This window comes from Geobacillus lituanicus (assembly GCF_050994965.1).
Classification (GTDB): domain Bacteria; phylum Bacillota; class Bacilli; order Bacillales; family Anoxybacillaceae; genus Geobacillus; species Geobacillus stearothermophilus.
In genome coordinates this window covers 1,463,047-1,486,501 of record NZ_CP194773.1, presented here as the reverse complement: position 1 = coordinate 1,486,501, position 23,455 = coordinate 1,463,047, and the positions used below count along the sequence as shown (strand labels likewise).

The window sequence follows — 23,455 nt, the reverse complement described above, 5'->3', positions numbered from 1 at the left end:
CCTACCTCCTGCCATGCACATTATTTTAGCCGTTTTAACCGATCGCTTTGGCTGACAATGTCGGTGATGCGCACGCCGAAGTTTTCATCGATCACGACCACCTCGCCTTTGGCGATCAGCTTATTGTTGACAAAAACGTCGACCGGCTCGCCGGCCAGCTTATCAAGTTCTATGATCGATCCGGTGGACAATTGCAAAATCTCTTGCACCGAGCGTTTCGTCCGTCCGAGTTCAACCGTCACTTGCAGCGGCACATCAAACAGCAGCTCCAAGTTGCGCGCCTCCGCCGCGGCAAGCGGTGGGGCGTCAAACTCAGCAAAATCAGCTGCTTGAATATGCCGTCCAGCTGCGCTTTTGCCTTCATCCAGGCGCTCAGCCGGCGCCTCCGGGAAACGGTTCGCCGCCGGGGAAGAAGGAGCGCCGGCCTCCGCATAGGCGTAAGCGGGCTGCGGCTCCGGCTCCACGGACAGAGGCGCCCCAGCCGGCAGCTCAGGCTGGCTTTCCCCTCCCCCTGCCGCCGCGCCAAGCAAATAGGTGACCAGTTCTTTGGCAAAGTCGACCGGCAGCAGCTGCATGATGTTCGAATCAATTAACGTGCCGATTTTCAGCCGGAACGACACTTTAATCAAAAAGTCTTCATCCGGCAAATATTCCAGACCTTTTCCTTCACTCAAATCAAGAAGATGGATCGTCGGCGGGGAAATGTCGACCCGCTTGCCAAAAACAGTCGACATCGACGTCGCCGCCGACCCCATCATTTGGTTCATGGCTTCCTGCACCGCGCTCAGCTGAATTTCCCCAAGCGCGCTGTCGGGGGCCGTTCCGTCGCCGCCAAGCATCAAATCGGCGATAATGGCGGCATCCCTTTGCTCAATGACCAGCAAGTTGGTCCCGAGAAGCCCTTCCGTATAATTGACTTGAATGGCGACATACGGCTGCGGGAACTCATCCGGGACGCGCGTCCGCTCGATCACCGAGACGTTCGGTGTCGTAATCTCGACTTTTTGGTTCAATAACATGGACAGCGCCGTCGCTGAGCTGCCAAAGGAAATATTGCCAATCTCCCCTAGAGCGTCCTGCTCGAGCGGGGTGAAAATATCGTGAAGCGCCGGTGCGCGGTCACGGCTGTCTATTCCGCGCAACAGAGCATCGATTTCGTCTTGCGACAACATTCCGTCATTCATCATGTCCTGCTTCGTCCCCCTCGATCATCGCTAAAATTTGCACCGCCAGCTTTTTGTTCCGCTTCCCCGGTTGACCGATAAATTTCGGAATATGGCCGATTTTGATGACAAGCGGATCATGGATCGACTGCCCAAGCTGGATGACGTCTCCGACCTCGAGCTGCAAAAATTCGCCGACGGTAACAGCCGCTGTGCCAAGTTCGGCGACAATCGGCAGTTGAGCCGCGCGGATGCCATGCTCAATTCGTCCCGCTTCCTCGGGGGAACGCTCTTTTTTTTGCGCCTGCATCCAGTAATGCACTGACAGCCGCGGCATAATCGGCTCCAAAACAACATGCGGAATGCAAACGTTCATCATGCCGCGCGCCTCGCCGATTTGCGTGTTGAGCGAAATGACGACGACCGTATCGTTCGGCGCGATCATGCGCAAAAACTGCGGATTGACCTCAAAGTCGACGAACAGCGGATCCATTTCCGCCACCGACTCCCACGCATCGCGCCAATAGGCAAACGCCTTATCGAACAAGTTGGACATGATGCGTGTCTCAATTTCAGTGAGGTGCTCCACTTTGTCCATGCCGGCGCCGCGGCCGCCCATCACCCGATCGAGCATGGCATAGGCGATATTCGGATTGATTTCCAGCAGCACATGCCCGTCGAGCGGCGGCACTTCAAAGACGTTAATGATCGTCATTTTTGGAATCGAGCGGACGAACTCTTCGTACGGAATCTGGTCGGCCGACGCGACCGAGATTTGCACATACGTGCGCAGCTGGGCGGAAAAAAACGTGGTCAACAGGCGGGCAAAATTTTCATGAATGCGCGTCAAACTGCGGATCTGGTCTTTGGAAAACCGAAGCGCCCGCCGGAAATCATACGTTTTGACGCGCCGCCCTTCCTCTTCTTTTTTCAGTTCTTCCGCGTTCATTTCTCCGGCCGAAAGCGCGGCAAGCAGTGCGTCAATTTCACTTTGCGACAATACTTCGCCGGCTGTCATGTCACCTTCCCCCCTTCGGATGGCAGGCTACTGGAGGATAAAGGAGGTAATGTAGACGTTCTCCACTTTCCCTTCCTGCATTAACGCATTAATCTGTTGTTTGAGCTGCTCTTTCAACGCCGTCATTCCTTCCTTTCCTTTAAAGTCGGCCGCTTTCATTTCCGAGAGCTGCTCGATGATCGCATCCTTAATCTGAAAATCGCGTTTCTCCGCCTCTTCTTTTCCTTTGTCGCTGTCGGTTTGAATTTTAAAGGAGATTTTAATATAACGGCCATCAGCCAAATTCGTTGTCATTTCCGGGATGTCGATCGAACTGTCCGCCAGTTCATCGGCGCTCGGCGCCCCCTGTTTTTCTTTGCCGGCTAGGTTCATGACGGCAACAAGCGCCGCCGTGCCCGCCAAGGCAATGACCGCCAGCACGATGGCCATCGTTTTGAGTACTTTATTCCCTTTCACGATCCAATCCTCCTGCTTCCGGCAAGCGAAACGCGCCAATTTGCCGGTAAAATTCGCTCGCCAGCGCCGCGACTTGTTCGACCGTCTCGCGGACGACAAATTTTTTCCCGTTCGTCAGCGTCACGGTCGTGTCGGGAAATGCCTCGATTTGTTCGATGTAAAACGCATTGAGCACAAACCGTTTGCCGTTGAGCTTCGTCAGCGAAATCATCGGCAAGCGGGCATCAGCGTCCGACGACAGCCGACGCCCTACCTCCTATTCTACTTTTTCAAGTTGACAAGCTCTTGCAAAATTTCATCCGATGTCGTAATGATGCGCGTGTTTGCCTGAAAGCCGCGCTGAGCGACGATCATTTCCGTAAACTCCTCAGCAAGGTCGACATTCGACATCTCAAGCGCGCCGGAGACGATCGTCCCGGTGCCGTTTTCTTGAGGTGGGGAAGCAATCTCTCCACCAATAATCGTTCCTGAGTTAGCGGTCTCTCTAAATAAATCCCCTCCAACTTTTTCCAACCCATCATTATTTGGAAACTTGGCAAGCCGAATTCTACCTGCCACTTGCAACTTTCCATCTTTATCAACATAGTTGACGACTCCATCGGCTCCAATGCTCATGCTTTGTGCATCCGTTGGAACTTGAATGCGTGCTCGCAATCCTGTAAATCCCGCATTACTATATCCTTCACCGACTAAATACAGGCCGTCGGCATTGACAATATATCCGTCTTTATCCAAATAAAAATTCCCCGCCCTCGTAAATAACGGATTTACAAGTTGTCCGCTGCTGTTCAATTCGCCAAGAATGAAAAACCCATCCCCCGAAATCGCCAAGTCGAGCACGCGCCCGGTCGTTTGCAGGCTTCCTTGCGTATGGACCGTGTCGATGGCGGCCAGCTGCGAACCGAGCCCGACTTGCTTCGGATTCGTGCCGCCCCGGCCGGCGTTCGGCCCGCTGGCCCCGGAAATCGTTTGGCTCATTAAATCTTTAAAGATCGTTCGTCCTTTTTTAAACCCGTACGTATTGACGTTGGCGATATTGTTGCCGATAACGTCAAGTTTTGTTTGGAAATTGCGCATGGCGCCAATGCCGGAATACATCGAACGAAGCATTCGCTCCCTCTCCCCTCTATTCGTGTTGTTCGACTGTCATCACCGCGTCCGCGGCAATCGTCGCCCCGTTATCGAGCCCGAGAACAATGTTCCCGTCTTTTTGCGTCACCGATTTTACAACCGCGCTCATCGTGGCATCGCCTTCTTGCCAATGCACCGTTTTGCCGATCCAGCCGCTATAGCGCAGCAGCGCATCGCGTCCGCTTGTCTGCATCCATTGCTGCATAAGATCGGCGATATTGATCATTTGCTCAAGCGATGAAAAACTCGCCATTTGCGCGATGAACTCTTTATCTTCCATCGGATTGAGCGGATCCTGGTTTTGCAGCTGGGCGAGCAAAATTTTCAAAAAATCGTCTTTGCCAAGAATTTGATTGCCTGTTTTGCGTTCCGGCCGGCCCGCGTTTGCCAACCATAAACTGGCATCGATCGTGTTCGTTGCCATCATCGTCCCCCTCATCCATCCGCCTCTGCCCCGTCAAGTTCAAATGGGGCAGAGGAAGGCGATTGTTCCCGTTTTTGTTCTTGCCGAGAGCCGCCTTGCTGCCGCCCGTCGCGGCGCTGCTCCGGGTGCGGCGGGAGAGCCGCGCTGTCGTAATCAGACCAAACCGTCCATTTCTCAACAGTAACTTGGCCGGCGTCAAGCAGCTGGACAAGCTGCGGCAAGTGGGTGCGGATCAACTCTTCCGCCGCATCGGTCGCCACAAGCAGCCGGGCGGTCAATTTTCCGCCTTCTTGCGCCATTTTCACCGTCACCGTTCCAAGATGTTCCGGATGAAGGCGAATAACAAGCTGCATAACGCCGTTTGGCAGCTTCACCCATCGGCTGAATTGCCATGCACGGGCCACTTGCTCGACAAACGAACTTTCATTCTCTGCTTCCACCGCACCCGCCTCATGGCCGGCAGGGACGAATGAAGTCAAAGAGGCAAGGTTTGTCGAAACGAGTACACTATGCAGCTGGCGAGCGTCCTCCTGCTGCCGTAAAGAGGCTGGCCCGTACATCGAAGATAAAACTCGCGGCGCCAGCCAGCTGCTTTCACCGTTGGAATGCACCGCCATTTCCTTTCTAGCTCCCTCGGTTCGCGGCAAAATTTGTGAGAAAGGCGGCTGGTGTTCGCCATCGAAACGCCCGTTCATTTCTTTGGCCTGTTGTTCCAGCCAAGCAGCTTTGTCCAACCCGCTATTTTCATCCGTCCGCTGCCACAAAGACGGAGCGGCTGCCAATGCTTTTGCACCGGCCCCCTCTTGGTTGACTCTTCCGCTTTCCCCATCAGCCGCCAAGGCTTCACCATCATTGTGTGCAGCCGCCGGGGGGGCGTTTAGAACGTTGGCAGCGCCAACGTGCATAGCTGAAGCGGCCAGCCATAACGACTCTGTCCATTCGTCTGTTCTTCGCGGCTTCTTTCCTTCCGGCTGGGATGACCGCTCAATCCCCTCCTCAACCGGCGGCTTTCCGGTTTGCTTTTGCGCCAATAATGCCGCAAATGCGCTAGAAGCCGCTTCCTCCTTTTTCGCTGCCGGCTCCGCGCCCGTCGGCTGCGGTGCAGCCGCTGCGATCATCACTTTCATTCAGCCGCCCCCTCTCTCGTCGCCCATTTATGCAATGACGAAAGCAAGTTCGCCGCCTGTTCGGCCGGCATTTGTTCCAAAATAGCCGCGGCTTTGTCGCCATCGAGCCGGCTCAGCACCTCAAGCGCTTCATTCTCCGGCAGCTTGGCTAAAATAGCCGCGGCCTGCTTGTCTGACATGGCATCATACATGCTGATGACATCCGCCGCGGCCACGGCTGCCTGCCCGTTGCTCTTTTCCGGTCGGGCCAGCTGTTGCTGCTGCGTCGACAGCCGGGCAATTTCCTCGTCTTTTGCCGCCAAGTCGCTTTTTAGCTGCTCGATTCGCTTTTTTTGCTTGGCGATCGTTTGACTTTGCCGCTTGATCGTCTGCTGTTGCGTCTCGATCGTGTTGGCCAGCGTCTTTTCTTTCTTCTTCCAGTCAAGCCACTCGGCGACGAACGGCACGCGGTCCGCCCATTGTTTCGCCTTCACCGCATCAATGCCGGCCGCCTTTGCAATCAACAAGAGGAAGAAAGCCGCAAAGAGGCTTGGGACGACAACGACGAACAAAATCCATTGCCAACGGCCTGCCGTTTCTTCCTGCTGAAGTTTGCTGCCCGCCATCTATAACTCTCCTTGCCGCACAAAGCGCTGAACGGCTATTTCATCGAGCAGGCGGCTTTCGGCCTCTTTTTCGCGCTGCTCTATCCACAACCGCACGCGCTCCTGCATTTTCTCATACTTTTTCACTTCAATGTTGAGCTCAATGAGGCGCTGCTGCCGGCGCTGCATTTGCTCGCGCGCCCGCATGACGATGAGCTGGTAGTGATCAATGGTTTGTTGCAAATTGGCGAGATACTGCAGCGTATGGCGGATGGCCCCGACAGCGAGGCCATCTTGCAGCCGCCTGTCCCTTTCCGCCTCGCATCGTTCTTTTTCCTTGAGCAACTTGTACAGCGCCTCGGCCGCCTGCTCAAACTTGTGCAGCGCTTCTTCGTATTCAGCCAGCGCTGCTTGCTTTTCTTTTTCCTTCATCGTCCATAGTTTTTGCAGCCGAAATGTCGGCATCATCGTCGATCACCCTTCCACCATCTTAGCGCTGTGCCCCCGTCATGGCGGCGAAATGAGACGGAAAAGGGCATCAATGCTTTCGGCGCGCGTCGCCTTTTCCTCTATTTCTTGGCGGCAAAACGCCATCATTTGCGGATAACGTTCAATCGCCTCATCAATTTCTCGCGATGACCCCCGCTTGTACGCCCCTATTTGGATCAAATCCTCCGAATCGATATAAGTGGAAAGGAGACGGCGGAACCGGTTCGCTGCTTCGCGGTGCTCAGCGCTGATAATATGGGGCATGACGCGGCTGACGCTTTTCAGCACGTTAATGGCCGGGTACTGGCCTTTATTCGCGAGCTGGCGTTCAAGCACAAAATGGCCGTCCAAAATGCCGCGCACCGCATCGGCGATCGGCTCGTTCATATCGTCGCCGTCAACGAGCACTGTATAAAAAGCGGTGATCGTGCCTGAATCGCTCGTCCCGGCCCGCTCAAGCAGCTTCGGGAGCAAGGCGAACACCGACGGGGTATAGCCTTTTGTGGTCGGCGGCTCGCCGACAGCCAACCCGATCTCCCGCTGCGCCATCGCGACGCGGGTGACCGAATCCATCATCAGCATGACATCCGCCCCTTGGTCGCGGAAATATTCGGCGATCGCTGTCGCGGTGTACGCCCCTTTGACGCGCATGAGCGCCGGCTGGTCCGAGGTGGCGACAACGACGACGGAACGGGCCAGCCCTTCCGGCCCAAGGTCGCGCTCTAAAAATTCGCGCACTTCGCGCCCCCGCTCGCCGATTAAAGCGATGACGTTCACGTCAGCCGATGTGCGGCGGGCGATCATTCCCATGAGCGTGCTCTTGCCGACGCCGGAACCGGCAAAAATGCCGACCCGTTGCCCTTTCCCGACCGCCAGCAGGCTGTCGATGACGCGTACGCCGACTTCAAGCGGCTCGACGATCGGCGGCCGGGTGAGCGGATTGGGCGGATCGCGGTCGACCGACACCGGCTTCAGCCCGGGCGGCAGCGGGGCGCCGTCCAACGGTTGGCCGAGCGGATCAAGAACGGAGCCGATGAGCGCATCGCCAACATACACTTCGAGCGGCTTGCCGGTCGCTTCCACCAAACAGCCGGGGGCGATATGCGTCATGGCGGAAAACGGCATAAGCAAGACGTGGTGCTCGTGAAAGCCGACGACTTCCGCCGGAATTTTCCGGCCGCTCGTTTCATGAATGTAACAAAGGTCGCCGATCGAGCTGCCCGGCCCTTTCGATTCGGTCATGAGCCCAACAACGCGCGATACTTTGCCGAATCGTTTGTACAAATCGGCGGTGGCGATTTCATCAAGAAGCGCCTGCCAGTTCAGAGGACATTCCCTCCTTCAGCCGTCTGTAGAGCGCTTCGCGCAACCGTTCAAGTTGCATGTCTACGCTGGCATCGATGCGGCCGAACGGCGTTTCCACGAGACAACCGTATTCCGGCAACGCCTCATCCGGATAGATGAACAAATCGACGCGGTGCGGAAATAGCGATTTCAACAATTCTTGCTGTTCGGCTACCGTCTCATAACAACCCGGATGCACGTAAACGGACACTTCCGTTTGCCGCCGCACTTCCTGCAGCACTTGGCGCACAAGCGGCAAAAACGCGCTCCGGTCTCGCTCGAGCGTGGCGCCGATGATGCGTTCCGCCGCTTTCAGCGCCACTTCGAGCATCATCTCATCCGCCGCCTCGGCCTTCGCATAAAATTCGTGATTCATCCGCTCCGCCAAGCGGCGGGCTTGGTCGATCCATTCGCGGTGTTCGCGAAGCGCCGCCTCGCGCCCGGCGGCGTAGCCGTCTTCGTACCCTTGGGCGCGCGCTTCCTGCCTAAGCCGGTCTTTCTCGCGCTCCCATTGCTCCCGTTCACGGGCCAGCTGTTCGCGCACCGTCTCGCAATATTGCTCGGCTTGGCGGCGAAGCGCGGCCGCCTCTTCTTTGGCGGCGGAAATCGCCTCGATTTCCTTTTGCCGATCCTCGTTCGAAGGCGGAACATCGAACATGCAGCGCTGCACGGCGATCGTCTTTTTGCCGGCGCGCCCGGCCAATGCCGGCGCTTTAATGACGCTAGACAATAATATCATCTCCTCCCCCGCGGGCGATGACGATTTCCCCGGCTTCCTCGAGACGGCGGATAATGGCGACAATGCGCGATTGCGCTTCTTCCACATCACGCAGCCGGACCGGGCCCATATATTCCATTTCTTCTTTGAACGTCTCGGCCATTCTTGTTGACATGTTGCGGAAGACAATTTCTTTCACTTCATCGCTCGCCACCTTAAGCGCCAGCATAAGGTCATTGTTATCCACTTCGCGGATGACGCGTTGAATGGCGCGATTGTCGAGCGTAACGATGTCTTCAAACACAAACATCCGCTTTTTAATTTCTTCCGCAAGCTCGGGGTCTTGAATTTCCAAAGCCTCTAAAATCGTCCGCTCCGTGCTTCGGTCGACTTGGTTCAGCACTTCGACGACCGCCTCAATGCCGCCGGCTTGCGTGTAATCTTGCATCACTGTCGCCGACAGCCGCCGCTCCAAAATTTGCTCGACTTCGCTAATGATCTCCGGCGACGTGCTGTCCATAAGCGCGATGCGCCTGGCCACATCGGCCTGCATCTCTTGCGGCAGCGCTGATAAAATCTGCCCCGCCTGCGCCGGGTCTAAATACGAAAGAATGAGAGCGATCGTTTGCGGATGCTCATGCTGAATAAAGTTTAACAGCTGCATCGGGTCGGCTTTGCGGGCGAAATCAAACGGCCGCACCATAAGCGCTGATGTCAGACGGTTGATAATGTTCATCGCCTTGTCCGGGCCGAGCGCTTTTTCCAACACTTCTTTCGCGTAGGCGATGCCGCCTTGGGCGATGTAATCCTGCGCCAAAGCGAGCTGCCGGAATTCCTCAAGCACTTCCTCTTTTTGCTCGGCCGCCACTTGGCGGACGTTGGAAATTTCGAGCGTCAGCTTTTCAATGTCTTCTTCGGATAAATGTTTATAGATGGAGGCCGATACGTCCGGGCCGAGGGAAATGAGCAAAATGGCTGCCTTTTGCCTGCCCGTCAGCCCGCCTTTCCGATCGCGTTTTGCCATACGCCGCTCCTCCTACTCTTCCGATAGCCATGTTTTCAATAGTTTGGCAAACTCATCCGGTTTTTCTTTCGCCAACCGCTCCAGCTGCCGACGGCGCAGCGCCGCCTCCGTCTCCGGCGGCTCCGGCAAATCCGGCTCGACCGGAAGCGGCGGGGCGAATGCGAGCTCCTCCTCTTCTTCTTCTTCATCTTCACGGCGGCGTCGCAGCCAGAAGAAGAGCAGTAGGGCAATGAGCAATAGCGCGCCTCCGCCGGCCGCGTACCACCACCACGCCGGCTGAACCGGCGCCGGTTCGGTGAATGCCGGTTTGCCGTTGAACTTTTGCACCGAGACGACGACGCGGCTATTGACATCCTGGTCGGTCAGCGCCTGCGCTTCTTCTTTGTCAATCGACGTCCGGACAATCGTCCCTAATAGTTTTTGAATGTCATTGACCGTTTCCGGCGGCAATGAATTCGGATCATCCGGATTTGGCGGCTCGACCATCACTTGAATGCCTAGATCGCGAATTTTATACGGGCTTTCCACGATTTGTTTTTTAATTTTGTTGACCTCATTGTTGATCGTTTCTTCGGTCCGCTCATAGTTTCCATTCGTTCCGCCGTTTGCTCCTTGGTAGCCCGGCACTTCATTCGTCCCCGTTCCGGCCGTGCCGCCCGGCGGCGCACCGCTTCCCGAGTACGTCTCTTTAATGCGCTGGACGCTGACGGCAATGCCTTCGTTGTTCTTTTCGTCCACCGGAGCGACCAACTGCTCCTCCCGCTTTTCCTGTGTAAAGTCGATGTCGGCCGTCACCGAGACAACGACTTTGTCCTGCCCCATCATCGTGCCGAGCATTCGCTGGACTTGCCGTTGAATGTCGCGTTCGATTTGTCGTTTGATCTGTTGCTGCTCAGTGAATGCCGCCGCTGTCGAATTTTTGTTTTCATTTTTCAAATCGAAATACTCAAAAAACTGGTTCATAATGACGATATTATCTGTAGAGAGGTGGGGAACACTTTTGGCGACGAGATGATACAAAGCCCGAATTTGCTCGTCGCTGAATTCATAGCCCGGCTTCGTCTTCAGCACGATCGAAGCCGAGGCTTCCCCTTTTTCATCGGAAACGAATACGCTCGGCTGCGGAAGATTAATCATCACTTTCGCGTCCTCGACACCGTCGATCGTTTTGATTAAGTTGGCGAGCTCCGTTTGCATCGCCTTCAGTTTCACCATATTAAACTCGTTGTCGGTCATGCCGAAGCTCGCGTTTTGGCCGAAAAACGAATAATCGATGACCCCGCTGTTCGGAATGCCCTCGGCGGCCAGCTCGACTTTCAGCGCATCCACTTGCTCTTTCGGCACTTTAATTGTCGTGCCGCCATCCGTCACCTCGGCGGGAACGCCGCGCTGATCCAGCGTCGCCTTGATTTGTCCGGCTTCTTGCGGCGTCAAATTGCTGTATAGCGGCACCATTTCCGTCCTGAAGGCGAAAAAAATGCCAAGGCCAAGGGCCAAAAGGGCCGCAACCGCCCCTCCGGCGGCGAGCCATTTCTGTTTTTTCGTCCGCTCTTGCCAAAACAAACGGGCCCGGCCCCACCACTCTTTCCACTTGTTGCTCATACGATTCCCCCGATCATCCAGCCATACAGCCGCCGCGGCCACCGTTCGGCCATGGCGGGCTCTGTATGTATCGTCCCTTGCCGTCTACAACGGCATGCGCATCATTTCCTGGTACGCCTCGACCGCTTTGTTGCGGATCTCGATCGTCAGCTGCAGCGCGATGCTTGCCTTTTGCGCCGCGATCATCACATCATGCAATTGGACGTTTTCCCCGCGGACAAGCTTTTCCGTCAGCGCATCCGCCTCGATTTGTGCGTTATTGACATTGTTGAGCGCTTCTTTGAAAAAGGCGGCGAACTGCTTTTGCACCGCCGCCGGCTTCGCCGGGCTTGAAGCGGCGGCCGCCGGCGCCAGCCCGATGCGGCTCACTCCATCAACCATTTGTCATTCCTCCTCTTCGGCTTATTTCCCGATTTCAAGCGCCTTCATGAGCATCCCTTTCGAAGCGTTCAGCGCGGTGACATTCGCCTCATACGAGCGCGTCGCACCGATCAAATCGACCATTTCTTTGAGCGGTTCGACGTTCGGCAAGCGGACGTAGCCATCTGCGCCCGCATCCGGATGGTCCGGGTCATAGACGAGTTTAAACGGAGCCGGATCGTCAGCAATTTCGCGCACCCGAACGCCGTTGCCGACAGCTTCAGCGCGTCCGAGGGCGGCCTGCAAATAGCCCGAAAACGCCCCGCTGCGCGGTTCGATGATGACCATTTTGCGTCGGTACGGCTCCCACTGCCCGTTGACGAAGCGGGCCCGCGTCGTATCAGCGTTGGCGATGTTGGAAGAAATCACGTCCATGCGCAGCCGCTGGGCGGTGAGCGCCGACGCCGAAATGTTTAGGCTTTGAAACACGGACACAGCCTATTTTCCTCCTTTGATCACCGTCTTTAGCGTATTGAATTTGCCGTTTAACCGCTCAATCAGAGCGTTATAATAAATTTGGTTTTCCGCCAATTTCGACATTTCTTGGTCGATATCGACACTGTTTCCATTATGATTGTAACTGATGCTGGCATTGGTCGTCACGACAATTTTTCCATTCTGTTCGTTTCGAAACGGAAAATGGCGCGGATCCGTCCGTTTGGCCTCAAGGGCAAGCGCCCGGTCAAGCTCCGCCTGAAAGCGCACATCTTTCGCCTTATAGCCCGGCGTATCGGCGTTGGCGATGTTGTCGGCGATCGCCTGTTGGCGAAGCGCAGCGTAGCGAAGTCCTTGTTCAAGCCAACCGATCGTCGCTGAAAAGAGCGCCAATGGAATCCCCTCTTTTCTCCTATTTTTCGACAATTTCTGCTAATTTTCATTTTACGGGAAAGAAAACCTAATGTATAGACGGAACTTGGTACTATTTTTCGAAGATGCCATGACAGAAAAACGATGCCAAAGATGTTTGTCAACAACAAAAAACCCGCCGGGACAAAATACCCAGCGGGCTTAGGCAGCTATGCCGTTCAGCTTGATTTCAATTTTTCCAGTTCGCTTAAAAACTTGTCATTCAATACTTTAATGTACGTTCCTTTCATGCCGAGCGAGCGCGATTCGATGACGCCGGCGCTTTCAAGCTTGCGCAGGGCGTTGACGATCACCGAACGGGTGATGCCGACGCGGTCGGCGATTTTGCTGGCGACAAGCAGCCCTTCCGTTCCGTCAAGCTCTTCAAAAATATGTTCAATCGCCTCAAGTTCGCTGTAAGAAAGCGAGCTGATCGCCATTTGCACGACCGCCTTGCTGCGCGCTTCCTCTTCGATTTCTTCCGCTTTTTCACGCAAAATTTCCATGCCGACGACCGTTGCGCCATACTCGGCCAAAATCAGGTCATCGTTGTCAAACTCGCGGTCAAGGCGCGACAAAATAAGCGTGCCGAGCCGTTCGCCTCCGCCGTTGATCGGAACGATCGTCGTCAAACCGGTTTTAAACAAGTCACGATTTTCCACTGGAAACGCCGTATATTCGCTATTAATATCGATATTAGGGGACGTTTCCGTAATGTTGAACAAGTTTTTCGTGTATTCTTCCGGAAACTGGCGCTCCTCAAGCATCCGTTTCATCCGTTCGTTTTCAATCGACTGTTTAATGGCGAAGCCAAGCAGTTTGCCGCGGCGGCTGACGACGAACACGTTCGCTTCAATGACATCGCAAAGCGTTTCCGCCATCTCTTTGAAATTGACCGGCCGCCCGGCTGCCTTCTGCAGCATGGCGTTGATTTTTCGTGTTTTCTCTAGCAAGTTCATCGAGTCCATCTCCTCCTCATAAAATAAATTCGCTCAAATCTTTGTTTTTGACGATGCTGCCGAGTTTTTGCTCAACGTATTGCGGCGTGATGACGACTTTGTCGAGCCCGATATCGGGCGCTTCAAACAGCAAATCCTCAAGCAGTTTTTCCAAAATCGTATGCAGCCGGCGCGCGCCGATGTTGTCGGTCGTCTGGTTGACTTCGAAGGCCACTTCGGCAATCTTACGAATAGCATCGTCAGAAAATTCAAGACTTATACCTTCTGTTGCCAAAAGTGCCTGATATTGTTTAATGAGCGCATTATTCGGCTCGACCAATATACTTACGAAATCGTCAACCGAAAGTTTCGCCAACTCGACGCGGATCGGAAACCGGCCTTGCAGCTCAGGGATCAAGTCGGACGGCTTCGCCATATGAAACGCGCCGGCGGCGATGAACAAAATATGGTCCGTTTTGACCGGTCCGTATTTCGTCATGACCGTCGATCCTTCGACGATCGGCAAGATGTCGCGCTGCACCCCTTCGCGCGAGACGTCGGCCGAGCCGGACACCGCCCCGCTGCGGGCAATTTTATCAATTTCATCGATAAAGATGATGCCCGACTGTTCAGCGAGGCGAACCGCCTCTTGCGTCACTTCATCCATGTCGATCAGTTTTTGCGCTTCTTCATTGATGAGCACCTTGCGCGCTTCACTCACTTTCAGGCGCCGCTTTTTGCGTCGCCGCGGCATCAGGCTGCTGAGCGCGTCTTGCATATTCACGCCCATCTGCTCAATGCCCGTCCCTTGCAAAAAGTCAAAGAGCATTGGCGTCTGCTCCTCAATTTCAATCGTGACCATCTCGTTTTCGAGCTGGCCGTTTGCCAGCTGCCAGGCGACTTGACGCCGCTTTTGCTCGACTTGTTCGTCCTCATGGCCGTAGCTGTTGTCCGACGGATTCCCTTGGCCGCCAAACAACAGCTCGAGCGGGTTTTTGATCGTTTGCTTTTGTTTGCCCGGAACGAGCAGTTCAACGAGCCGCTTGTTCGCCTGTTGTTCAGCTCGGTCTTTCACCTCGTTCATTTTTCGTTCTTTCACGATCCGAACTGACGTTTCCACCAAATCGCGCACCATCGATTCAACATCGCGGCCGACATAGCCGACTTCCGTAAATTTCGTCGCCTCAACCTTGATAAACGGCGCGCCGACGAGCTTCGCGAGACGGCGGGCGATCTCCGTCTTCCCGACCCCGGTCGGGCCGATCATTAAAATGTTTTTCGGCATTACTTCATCGCGCAGTTTTTCATCGAGCAAACTGCGGCGGTACCGGTTGCGAAGCGCGATCGCCACCGCCTTTTTCGCCTCTTTTTGTCCGACGATAAACTGGTCGAGCTTCTCAACAATTTGCCGTGGAGTCAACGATTCCGCCATCATCGGCCCCTCCTTTTTTTACAGCTCTTCGACAATAATATGGCTGTTCGTATAAACGCAAATGTCAGCGGCGATCTCCAGCGCCGCCTTCGCAATCTCCTTGGCGGTCATCGAGCCGCCGGCGTACTTCTTCAACGCACGCCCAGCAGCCAACGCATACTGACCGCCCGAGCCGATGGCGAGCATGCCGTCATCCGGTTCAATCACTTCCCCTGTGCCGGAAATCAGCAGCAAATGTTCCTTATCCATGACAATCAACATCGCCTCAAGGCGGCGCAGCACTTTATCGCTCCGCCACTCTTTCGCCAGCTCGACGGCCGCGCGCGGCAAGTTGCCGTTGAACTGTTCCAGCTTGCCCTCAAACATCTCAAACAGCGTAAACGCGTCAGCCACCGAGCCGGCAAAGCCGGCGAGCACTTTGCCTTGAAACAGGCGCCGCACTTTTTTCGCCGTATGCTTCATCACGACAGCGTTGCCGAACGTCACTTGGCCGTCGCCAGCCATCGCCGCTGCGCCGTTATGGCGGATGGCAAAAATCGTCGTCGCATGAAAGCGTTCCATCGCTTTCCCCCTCCTTACATGCGGGCTATGCCCGCGGATGCGCCTGCAAATAAATATGCCGCAGCCGGTCTTTCGTCACGTGGGTGTACACTTGCGTCGATGAGAGATGCGCATGGCCGAGCAGCTCCTGCACAGAGCGAAGATCCGCCCCTTCGTTGAGCAAATGAGTCGCAAACGTATGCCGAAGCATATGCGGGCTGATGTTTTGCGTCAGCGCAGCAGCTTCGACAATCCGATCCAAAATATGGCGCACTCCCCGAGGCGTGAGCGGATTGCCTCGGGCGTTGACAAATAAATAGCGGTGGTCCGCCCGCAGCTTTCTGGTCAGCTCGCGTCGGCCCCCATGAATATACCGTTCAAGCGCTTCGCGGGCCGGACGGCCAAACGGAACGTAGCGCTGCTTGTTTCCTTTGCCGTGAATGAGCACAGTTTCCGCAACAAAATCGACATCAGACAGCTGTATGTGACAACATTCACTAACCCGAGCACCAGTCGCGTACAACAACTCAAGCAGCGCCGCATTGCGCTGGCCGAGGGCCGTATTTTCATCATTGACAAGAAACAACGCTTCTAATTCTTTCGGGTATAAAAAATTAGGAATTTTTTGCTCTTTCTTCGGCAGTGTCGCAAGCGCAAACGGATTTTCGGCCGCCCGCCCTTCGCGCAGCAAAAATTTGTAAAAGCTGCGCAAACTGGAAATTTTACGGGCGACCGAACGGCTGGCCAAATGCTGGCCATACAGTTTCGTCAAATATAAGCGGACGTCGCTGTAGGCGACTTGGTCAAGCTCATGGATCCCTTCTTCGTTCATGAACTGGAAAAACTGCTCAATATCGCGCCGGTAGCACGCAATAGTATATTGTGAATAATTTTTCTCGATTTGTAAATATTCCATGAACAATTGTAACGCAAATGTCGCATTTTTCATCGCCTCACCCCGCAATGCCTCTACATCGTACCATATGATTGGTTGCAGCGCAACTATTTTTTTCTAAAATTCTGAATTGTGTTCAACACTCCGTTATGTTTCCGGCTGTTCTTCATAATCGCAGGCCGTGCATTGCACTTGCACGCCTTTTTTTAACTTTTTCTCGACAAGCAGGCCGCCGCATTTCGGGCATGGGCGGGCAAGCGGCTTATCCCAGGAGACAAAATCGCACTCCGGAAAGCGGCTGCAACCGTAAAAGATCCGCTTTTTCTTCGTGTTGCGCTCGACAATCTCTCCTTCGCGGCACTTCGGGCATTTGACGCCGATTTCTTTGACGATCGGCTTCGTATGGCGGCATTCGGGAAAATTGGAGCAGGCGATAAACTTGCCGAAGCGGCCCATTTTGTACACCATCGGGCTGCCGCATATGTCGCAGTCGATCCCGGCCGGCTCGTCTTTAATCTCCACTTCGCGCATTTCTTTTTCCGCCACTTTCAGCCTTTTCTCGAACTCGCGGTAAAACTCATCGACGACTTTGATCCATTCCACTTTTCCCTCTTCAATTTCATCCAGCTCTTTTTCCATTTTCGCCGTAAACTCGACATCGATGATTTCCGGGAAAAACTCAAGCATCAGCTCGACGACGATTTCCCCGAGCTCCGTCGGGACGAACCGTTTGTTTTCCAACACGACGTAGTTGCGTTTTTGGATCGTATCGAGCGTCGGGGCGTAGGTCGATGGGCGGCCGATGCCGAGCTCCTCCAACGTTTTGACGAGGCGCGCTTCCGTATAGCGCGGCGGCGGCTGGGTGAAGTGCTGCTTCGGATCGACCGCCTCGCTCTTGACCGTCTCCCCTTCCGTCAAGTCCGGAAGAAGCCGGTCTTGCTCTTCCGCTTGATCGTCCGTCCCTTCAATATAGACTTTCATAAACCCCGGAAACTTCACCGTCGAGCCGCTCGCGCGGAACACGACGCCGTTGTTTTCCAGCTCGACGCTCATCGTGTCAAGCACCGCCGCCGCCATCTGGCTGGCGATAAACCGTTCCCAAATGAGTTTATACAACCGAAACTGGTCGCGCGTCAAATATGGCTTCACGCTCTCCGGATCGCGAAACGCCGAGGTCGGGCGAATCGCCTCGTGGGCGTCTTGGGCGTTCGCGCTGTTCTTTTCTTTCCGCTTCTCCTGACTGACGTACGCCGCGCCGAATTTGGCCTCAATGTACGCTGCCGCCTCTTGCTGCGCCGTTTCGGCGATGCGCGTCGAATCGGTGCGCATGTACGTAATGAGCCCGACCGTTCCTTCGCTGCCGAGGTCGATCCCTTCGTACAGCTGCTGGGCGATCATCATCGTCTTTTTCGTGCGGAAATTCAGCTTGCGCGCCGCCTCCTGCTGCAGCGACGATGTTGTAAACGGCGGCACCGGGCTGCGTTTTCGCTCCCGCTTTGTCACCGTTTTCACGGTAAACGCAGGCCCGTTCAAGCGGGCGAGCACCGCTTTGACGTCCGCTTCCGTTTTTAATTCACGCTTTTCGCCGTCCATCCCGTAAAACGAAGCCGCAAACGCCTCATCCCCTTTTTGAAACGTCGCTTGAATCGTCCAATATTCTTCCGGCTGAAACTGGCGGATTTCTTTTTCCCGGTCGATGATCAGACGGAGCGCAACCGATTGGACGCGGCCGGCGCTCAACCCTTTTTTGACTTTTTTCCATAAGAGCGGGCTGATGTTGTAGCCGACGAGGCGGTCGAGCACGCGCCGCGCCTGTTGGGCGTCGACAAGATTCATGTTGATGGAGCGCGGCTGCTGGAACGACTGTTGAATGGCATCCTTTGTAATTTCATGAAAAACGACGCGGCAGTCTGAGTGAATGTCTAAATCGAGCATGTGGGCCAAATGCCAGGCGATCGCTTCCCCTTCCCGATCCGGGTCGGCGGCAAGAAACACTTTTTTCGCCTTTTTGGCCGCCGTTTTCAGCTCCTTAATCACCTGGCCTTTGCCGCGAATCGTAATATATTTCAATGCGTAGCCGCGGTCTATATCAACGCCCATCTGGCTTTTTGGCAAATCGCGAACGTGTCCCATCGAAGCTTTGACCGTATATTTTTTTCCTAAGTACCGCTCGATCGTCTTCGCTTTCGTTGGCGATTCGACGATAACCAAGTAGTCTGACATCCATCTTCCACCCCTAGGAAGTAAATTGAAATCTTCATTATTATTAATGATTATTGCCGCATTTGTCAAACATGATCATTATACGTACGGGAATTCGGAGATGATGTCTTCCGCTTCCTGCACTAGTTTTGCCCCGTGCTGAATGAGCGTATTCGGCCCGGCTGCCTCGGCCGCCCCGATCGGACCGGGGACGGCGAACACTTCCCGCCCTTGCTCGAGCGCGTACGCGGCGGTGATGAGCGAACCGCTTTTCCGTTTCGCTTGCACGACGAGCGTGCCGAGCGACAGCCCGCTGATGATGCGGTTGCGCGCCGGAAAGTGCCATGCCTGCGGCTTCGTTGCCGGCGGATGTTCAGCGATGACAAGCTGTTCATCCATCAAATAGCGGGCGAAGGGCGAGTGCGCTTTCGGGTAAACATGATCCAGCCCGCCGGCGATGACGGCGATCGTCGTTCCGCCGTACTTGACGGCAAGCCGATGGGCATGAATGTCGATGCCGGCAGCCAGCCCGCTGACGATCGTCCATCCGGCGGCCGAAAGAGGCGGAACAAGCTTGTCGAGCGCTTCGAGCCCGTCTTTGGTCGGGCGTCGCGTGCCGACGATGCTGATCAACTTTGTTTGTTGAAGCAAGCCGGCGTTCCCTTTTGCATACAGCACCCATGGCGGAGCGTAAATATGCTTTAACAGCGGCGGATAGTGATCATCGAACACGGTTATGACGTGAATGCGGCGCGCTTCATACGTTTTGATGAGCCGGTGAAGATCAATGGAATGCAGGTCGCGGAAAAAAGCGGCGAATTGTTGAGAAGTAAGCGGAACGAGCGGGCGAAGGGATTGAGGGGGCATGAAAAATGGAGCGGCAAGCGTCGGGTCCGCGTCAAGCAGAGAGCGGATCGTCTTCCAGCCGGCTCCGCGGCAATGGTGAAGATGAATGAGCCGGTCGCGAACTGTATCGTACATACCATTCTCCTTTCTGCGTCAATGGCAAACAGCGCCCCGCACGGCAACGTGCGGGGCCCCATGTTAATGCGTTTTGCATTTTTCGTATAAACCGCGCTCTTTCAAGACCGAAATGAGCGTTTCGCCGATGACGGCCGGCGTTTCCGCTACTTTGATGCCGCATTCGGTCATTTTCTTGATTTTTTCCGCCGCCGTGCCTTTGCCGCCGGAAATGATGGCGCCGGCATGGCCCATCCGTTTGCCCGGAGGCGCCGTTTGCCCGCCGATAAAGCCGACGACCGGCTTCGTCATGTTCGCTTTCACCCATTCGGCCGCTTCTTCTTCCGCCGTGCCGCCGATTTCGCCGATCATAATGACCGCGTACGTCTCCTCGTCTTCGTTAAACGCCTTCAGCACATCGATGAAGTTCGTGCCGTTGACCGGGTCGCCGCCAATGCCGACCGCCGTCGATTGGCCGATGCCGGCTTGCGTCAATTGGTGAACCGCTTCATACGTCAGCGTGCCGGAGCGCGAGACGATGCCGACGTGCCCTTTTTTATGGATATAGCCCGGCATAATGCCGATTTTGCACTCTTCCGGCGTAATGACGCCCGGGCAATTCGGGCCGATGAGGCGAGTCTTTTTCCCTTCCATGTACCGCTTCACTTTCACCATATCGAGCACCGGAATGCCTTCGGTGATGCAGACGACAAGATCAAGCCCGGCGTCGACCGCTTCCATAATGGCGTCTGCAGCAAACGCCGGCGGAACGTAAATGACCGAGGCGTTCGCGCCTGTTTTTTCGACCGCTTCGGAAACGGTGTCAAACACCGGCACGCCTTCGACTTCCGTGCCGCCTTTGCCCGGCGTAACGCCGCCGACAATGTTCGTGCCGTATTCAATCATCTGTTTTGTATGAAACAGCCCTTGCGAACCGGTAATCCCTTGTACGATCACTTTCGTATCTTTATTGACAAAAACGCTCACGTGTCTCCCTCGCTTTCTTAACGTACTAGCTCGACGATTTTTTGCGCGCCGTCCGCCATCGATTCCGCCGCCGTAATGTTCAAGCCCGATTCTTCTAAAATCTTTTTCCCGAGCTCGACGTTCGTGCCCTCAAGACGGACGACAAGCGGAAGCGTGAGGCCGACTTGCTTCGTCGCTGCGACGATGCCGCTCGCGATGACATCGCATTTCATAATGCCGCCGAAAATGTTGACGAAAATGCCTTTTACGTTCGGATCCGACAAAATGATTTTGAACGCCTCCGTCACTTTTTCCTCGCTGGCGCCGCCGCCGACATCCAAGAAGTTGGCCGGCTCGCCGCCGTAATATTTGATGATGTCCATCGTCGCCATCGCCAGGCCGGCGCCGTTGACCATGCAGCCGATGTTGCCGTCAAGGGCGATGTAGTTCAAGTCGTATTTCGATGCTTCAACCTCTTTCGGATCTTCTTCGTCCAAGTCGCGGTATTCGAGCACATCCGGGTGGCGGTACAACGCGTTCGAGTCAAAGTTCAGCTTCGCGTCAAGCGCCATCACCTTGCCATCGCCGGTGACGACAAGCGGATTGATTTCGGCGATCGAGCAGTCTTTGTCGACAAACACTTGGTACAAGCCCATCATAAATTTGACCGCTTGGTTGACGAGATGCTTCGGAATGTTGATGTTGAAAGCCAAACGGCGCGCTTGGAACGCCTGCAGCCCGACGGCCGGGTCAATGTACTCTTTGAAAATTTTCTCCGGCGTTTTCGCCGCCACTTCTTCGATTTCCGTGCCGCCTTCTTCCGAACCCATTAAGACGACGCGCGAGGTGGCGCGGTCGACGACAAGGCCGATATAGTATTCTTTTTGAATGTCGCACCCTTCTTCAATCAACAGCCGTTTCACTTCTTTTCCTTCCGGGCCGGTTTGGTGGGTAACGAGCACTTTGCCGAGCAGTTCGCCGGCGTATGTACGGACTTCCTCGAGGCTTTTCGCCACTTTCACCCCGCCCGCTTTGCCGCGCCCGCCGGCATGAATTTGCGCCTTGACGACGCATACCGGTGTGCCGAGCGCTTTGGCGGCTTCCACCGCTTCATCAACCGTGAACGCGACGCGGCCGTTCGGCACGCTTACGCCATAGCTTCGCAAAATTTCTTTTGCTTGGTATTCATGAATGTTCATGCGCCAACCTCCTATGTATGAAACTGAAAAAGTCTTAGCGCTTTCATTTTATACCTAACATTTCCCGCTTGTCCACCGTTTCGCCGCAAAATTGAGAAATTAGGGGATAGGAAAATCGTCCCTTCTCCCCTCCGTTTCCTGTTTCGCCGCCTGATCGAGCTGATAAAGGAACGCAAACAACTCCGCGACAACCGCATACAGCTCTTCCGGAATCGCGTCATCGATTTCCACTTTGCTGAGAAGTTCAACGAGCGACGGATCCTTTCGAATCGGCACACCATGCTGCCGGGCGGCAGCGATGATCGCTTCCGCCGCCGTTCCCGCTCCCTTCGCTTTCACGACAGGCGCTTCATAAACCGCCGCGTCATAGGACAGGGCGACCGCTTTTTTCCGCTCCTCGCTCATACGCGCCAATCCACCTCGCTGCTGCGGCCGGCGAACGGCAGCACGGAAGGGGCCGGGGGACTGGCTTCGGCCGCTTTCACATCAATGCCCGACAGCAGATAACCGTGCGCCTGAAGACGTTCTTTCACCAGCGGGGCAAAGCGATGAGCGAGCTCCGGCAGCCTCGGATCATCGTGAAAAATGGAAATGTGGACGATCCGCCGCTGCACACGCATATCGATCAAAATCCCGCCCAGTTGTTCGAGCGTGACGCTGCAAACGATGCGGCTATAATCGGGATCAAGCGCCCCTCCATCCTTCCGCCGCCCTTGCCAATAAACCGAAAAATCGTGGTTGCGCCCGCCCAGCGGCAAAGGAAAAGAAATCCAAATGTGCCCGACAGGCCCATCGCTTCCGGCGATGACGGCCATTCCGTCAAGGCGGTCGAGAAACGCTTCCGCCGCGGCTTCCGCCTCTTTGCTTCCCGCTCCGCCGAGCAGATGAAGAAGCAGCCGTCTCAACGAAGGAGCCATCGGCGGCGCGCCTCTTGTTTTCAACGCTTCGGCGAGCATCGCCTCATCCTCAAGCCCGAGGCGGCCAGCGATCCGCCTCAACCAATGAAACAGCGACAGCGCCGGGTCGCCGGCCGTGCGGACAGACGTCCACAGCTTCGCTTCCGCCTCTGACAGCGCACCGCTTTTGCAGGCGGCATCGACAGCGGCAAAGCGCGCGAAAAACGCTTCCTCGTCCGTCAGGCCGAGCAGCTTCCCGACTTCAGCAAACTGCCGCTGCTGCATGGCGTTCTGAATGGCGGCCATCCGTCCTGCCGGCAGCGGAACAAGCCCGAGGCGGAAAAGAAGCGCATGAGCCGGCCCCTCCGCTCCTTCTTCCGCTGTCAACAACAGGCGCACCGCTGCCTCATAGGCGAACAGCGGCGGCGAAAGAAGACGGTCGGCCGCCTGCTTGAACACCGGCGCCATCGGGCCTGAAGAACGTTCAGTGAACACCGCTTTTAGCCTTTCAAGCTGCACTGCGAGCGGCTCTCCGGTCCGCGCCGCCCACAGTGCGCGAAATACGGCGGGAGACGGCGGGAGGCGGCGGTGGAACAAATAAGCGAGCACCTCCTCCGCGTCGGCCGGCCGGCCGGTTTTCCGCACCGCTGCGGCCAGTTCCGCGGCTTCTTCTTTCGTTACGGCCGCGCCTGCCTTCAGCGCTTGGCGGAGCACCGGGAGTGCGGCCTCGGGCAGCTTCCATGCCTGCTGCCATCGGCGGACGACGTCTTCACGGGGAACCGCAAGCTCCGGTTCGGAAAGCGCGACCGCTTTCCAGTAAACGTTGCCGCCGCTTTCCTTGATTTCAAACAAATACGTGCGCCCGGCGGCAAGCGGCGCCTCGAGGCGGGCGCGCACGATGCGGCCGTCGGTGCGGACAAGCGCTGTCCGCTCCCCCGCCTCCGCCTCTTCCACCCGCTCGATTCGGCCGACAACCGCCTGCCCCGGCCGAAACTGTCCGCTTGACGCCGCATCGCGGACGGCGGCCACGGGAACAGTTCGTTCCATCCGCTCCACCATTTTGCTTTCCCCCTTTCGTCCC

At 55.8% G+C, this 23,455-nt stretch carries 26 protein-coding genes; all 26 read right to left on the bottom strand.

Features of this window, described 5'->3' with window-relative positions:
- Positions 1-20: 20 nt before the first annotated feature.
- Positions 21-1,187, bottom strand: a complete 1,167-nt coding sequence (gene fliY / locus ACR1UW_RS07540) for a flagellar motor switch phosphatase FliY (RefSeq protein ID WP_498935157.1) — start codon at positions 1,185-1,187, stop codon at positions 21-23.
- Positions 1,177-2,181 carry a flagellar motor switch protein FliM gene (gene fliM / locus ACR1UW_RS07535; protein WP_498935156.1) on the bottom strand — a complete coding sequence of 335 codons (1,005 nt, stop codon included), beginning with the start codon at positions 2,179-2,181 and terminating at the stop codon, positions 1,177-1,179. The genes fliY and fliM overlap by 11 nt, the downstream gene beginning before the upstream one ends.
- 27 nt (positions 2,182-2,208) lie before the next feature.
- Positions 2,209-2,637: a flagellar basal body-associated protein FliL gene (gene fliL, locus ACR1UW_RS07530; protein WP_498935154.1), complete on the bottom strand. Its 429-nt coding sequence runs from the start codon at positions 2,635-2,637 to the stop codon at positions 2,209-2,211.
- A complete protein-coding gene (locus ACR1UW_RS07525) occupies positions 2,624-2,848 on the bottom strand; it encodes a flagellar FlbD family protein (protein ID WP_498935280.1) in 225 nt (74 codons plus the stop codon). Before ACR1UW_RS07525 ends, fliL begins: the two co-directional genes overlap by 14 nt.
- Before the next feature lie 50 nt (positions 2,849-2,898).
- On the bottom strand, positions 2,899-3,747 hold the full coding sequence (gene flgG / locus ACR1UW_RS07520; RefSeq protein WP_498935152.1) for a flagellar basal body rod protein FlgG: 849 nt from the start codon (positions 3,745-3,747) through the stop codon (positions 2,899-2,901).
- Positions 3,748-3,763: 16 nt separating this feature from the next.
- Positions 3,764-4,192, bottom strand: a complete 429-nt coding sequence (flgD, locus tag ACR1UW_RS07515) for a flagellar hook assembly protein FlgD (protein ID WP_498935150.1) — start codon at positions 4,190-4,192, stop codon at positions 3,764-3,766.
- Between the two features lie 11 nt (positions 4,193-4,203).
- The gene (locus tag ACR1UW_RS07510; protein WP_498935148.1) at positions 4,204-5,319 is read right to left on the bottom strand and encodes a flagellar hook-length control protein FliK; all 1,116 of its coding nucleotides are present in this window, start codon (positions 5,317-5,319) and stop codon (positions 4,204-4,206) included.
- Positions 5,316-5,924, bottom strand: coding sequence for a MotE family protein (locus ACR1UW_RS07505; RefSeq protein ID WP_498935146.1), 609 nt, complete (start codon positions 5,922-5,924; stop codon positions 5,316-5,318). Before ACR1UW_RS07505 ends, ACR1UW_RS07510 begins: the two co-directional genes overlap by 4 nt.
- Entirely contained in the window at positions 5,925-6,371 is a 447-nt protein-coding gene (gene fliJ, locus ACR1UW_RS07500; RefSeq protein ID WP_498935145.1) for a flagellar export protein FliJ, read from the bottom strand.
- Positions 6,372-6,410: 39 nt separating this feature from the next.
- On the bottom strand, positions 6,411-7,718 hold the full coding sequence (gene fliI / locus ACR1UW_RS07495) for a flagellar protein export ATPase FliI (protein ID WP_498935278.1): 1,308 nt from the start codon (positions 7,716-7,718) through the stop codon (positions 6,411-6,413).
- Positions 7,696-8,475 carry a flagellar assembly protein FliH gene (gene fliH / locus ACR1UW_RS07490; protein WP_100658906.1) on the bottom strand — a complete coding sequence of 260 codons (780 nt, stop codon included), beginning with the start codon at positions 8,473-8,475 and terminating at the stop codon, positions 7,696-7,698. The genes fliI and fliH overlap by 23 nt, the downstream gene beginning before the upstream one ends.
- Positions 8,459-9,478 (bottom strand): flagellar motor switch protein FliG, encoded by a 1,020-nt coding sequence (fliG, locus tag ACR1UW_RS07485; protein ID WP_033008145.1) that lies wholly within the window; start codon positions 9,476-9,478, stop codon positions 8,459-8,461. The genes fliH and fliG overlap by 17 nt, the downstream gene beginning before the upstream one ends.
- A gap of 12 nt (positions 9,479-9,490) precedes the next feature.
- On the bottom strand, positions 9,491-11,080 hold the full coding sequence (gene fliF / locus ACR1UW_RS07480; protein ID WP_498935142.1) for a flagellar basal-body MS-ring/collar protein FliF: 1,590 nt from the start codon (positions 11,078-11,080) through the stop codon (positions 9,491-9,493).
- Between the two features lie 84 nt (positions 11,081-11,164).
- Positions 11,165-11,461, bottom strand: coding sequence for a flagellar hook-basal body complex protein FliE (gene fliE / locus ACR1UW_RS07475; protein WP_498935140.1), 297 nt, complete (start codon positions 11,459-11,461; stop codon positions 11,165-11,167).
- 21 nt (positions 11,462-11,482) lie between these two features.
- Entirely contained in the window at positions 11,483-11,935 is a 453-nt protein-coding gene (gene flgC / locus ACR1UW_RS07470; protein ID WP_498935138.1) for a flagellar basal body rod protein FlgC, read from the bottom strand.
- Positions 11,936-11,938: 3 nt separating this feature from the next.
- The gene (gene flgB, locus ACR1UW_RS07465; RefSeq protein WP_033008154.1) at positions 11,939-12,328 is read right to left on the bottom strand and encodes a flagellar basal body rod protein FlgB; all 390 of its coding nucleotides are present in this window, start codon (positions 12,326-12,328) and stop codon (positions 11,939-11,941) included.
- Positions 12,329-12,525: 197 nt separating this feature from the next.
- Entirely contained in the window at positions 12,526-13,305 is a 780-nt protein-coding gene (codY, locus tag ACR1UW_RS07460) for a GTP-sensing pleiotropic transcriptional regulator CodY (RefSeq protein WP_033008156.1), read from the bottom strand.
- 16 nt (positions 13,306-13,321) lie between these two features.
- Positions 13,322-14,716 (bottom strand): ATP-dependent protease ATPase subunit HslU, encoded by a 1,395-nt coding sequence (hslU, locus tag ACR1UW_RS07455; protein WP_498935136.1) that lies wholly within the window; start codon positions 14,714-14,716, stop codon positions 13,322-13,324.
- 18 nt (positions 14,717-14,734) lie between these two features.
- On the bottom strand, positions 14,735-15,277 hold the full coding sequence (gene hslV / locus ACR1UW_RS07450) for an ATP-dependent protease subunit HslV (protein ID WP_498935134.1): 543 nt from the start codon (positions 15,275-15,277) through the stop codon (positions 14,735-14,737).
- A 25-nt stretch (positions 15,278-15,302) separates the two neighbouring features.
- Entirely contained in the window at positions 15,303-16,205 is a 903-nt protein-coding gene (gene xerC / locus ACR1UW_RS07445; protein ID WP_498935132.1) for a tyrosine recombinase XerC, read from the bottom strand.
- Positions 16,206-16,298: 93 nt separating this feature from the next.
- Entirely contained in the window at positions 16,299-18,374 is a 2,076-nt protein-coding gene (topA, locus tag ACR1UW_RS07440; protein WP_498935130.1) for a type I DNA topoisomerase, read from the bottom strand.
- 78 nt (positions 18,375-18,452) lie between these two features.
- Entirely contained in the window at positions 18,453-19,334 is an 882-nt protein-coding gene (dprA, locus tag ACR1UW_RS07435; RefSeq protein ID WP_498935128.1) for a DNA-processing protein DprA, read from the bottom strand.
- Between the two features lie 63 nt (positions 19,335-19,397).
- On the bottom strand, positions 19,398-20,300 hold the full coding sequence (gene sucD / locus ACR1UW_RS07430; RefSeq protein WP_015374401.1) for a succinate--CoA ligase subunit alpha: 903 nt from the start codon (positions 20,298-20,300) through the stop codon (positions 19,398-19,400).
- A gap of 17 nt (positions 20,301-20,317) precedes the next feature.
- Positions 20,318-21,478, bottom strand: coding sequence for an ADP-forming succinate--CoA ligase subunit beta (sucC, locus tag ACR1UW_RS07425; RefSeq protein ID WP_498935126.1), 1,161 nt, complete (start codon positions 21,476-21,478; stop codon positions 20,318-20,320).
- A 99-nt stretch (positions 21,479-21,577) separates the two neighbouring features.
- Positions 21,578-21,883, bottom strand: a complete 306-nt coding sequence (locus tag ACR1UW_RS07420) for an EscU/YscU/HrcU family type III secretion system export apparatus switch protein (RefSeq protein WP_498935124.1) — start codon at positions 21,881-21,883, stop codon at positions 21,578-21,580.
- Positions 21,880-23,433: a flagellar hook-length control protein FliK gene (locus ACR1UW_RS07415; RefSeq protein ID WP_498935122.1), complete on the bottom strand. Its 1,554-nt coding sequence runs from the start codon at positions 23,431-23,433 to the stop codon at positions 21,880-21,882. The genes ACR1UW_RS07420 and ACR1UW_RS07415 overlap by 4 nt, the downstream gene beginning before the upstream one ends.
- Positions 23,434-23,455 lie beyond the last annotated feature (22 nt).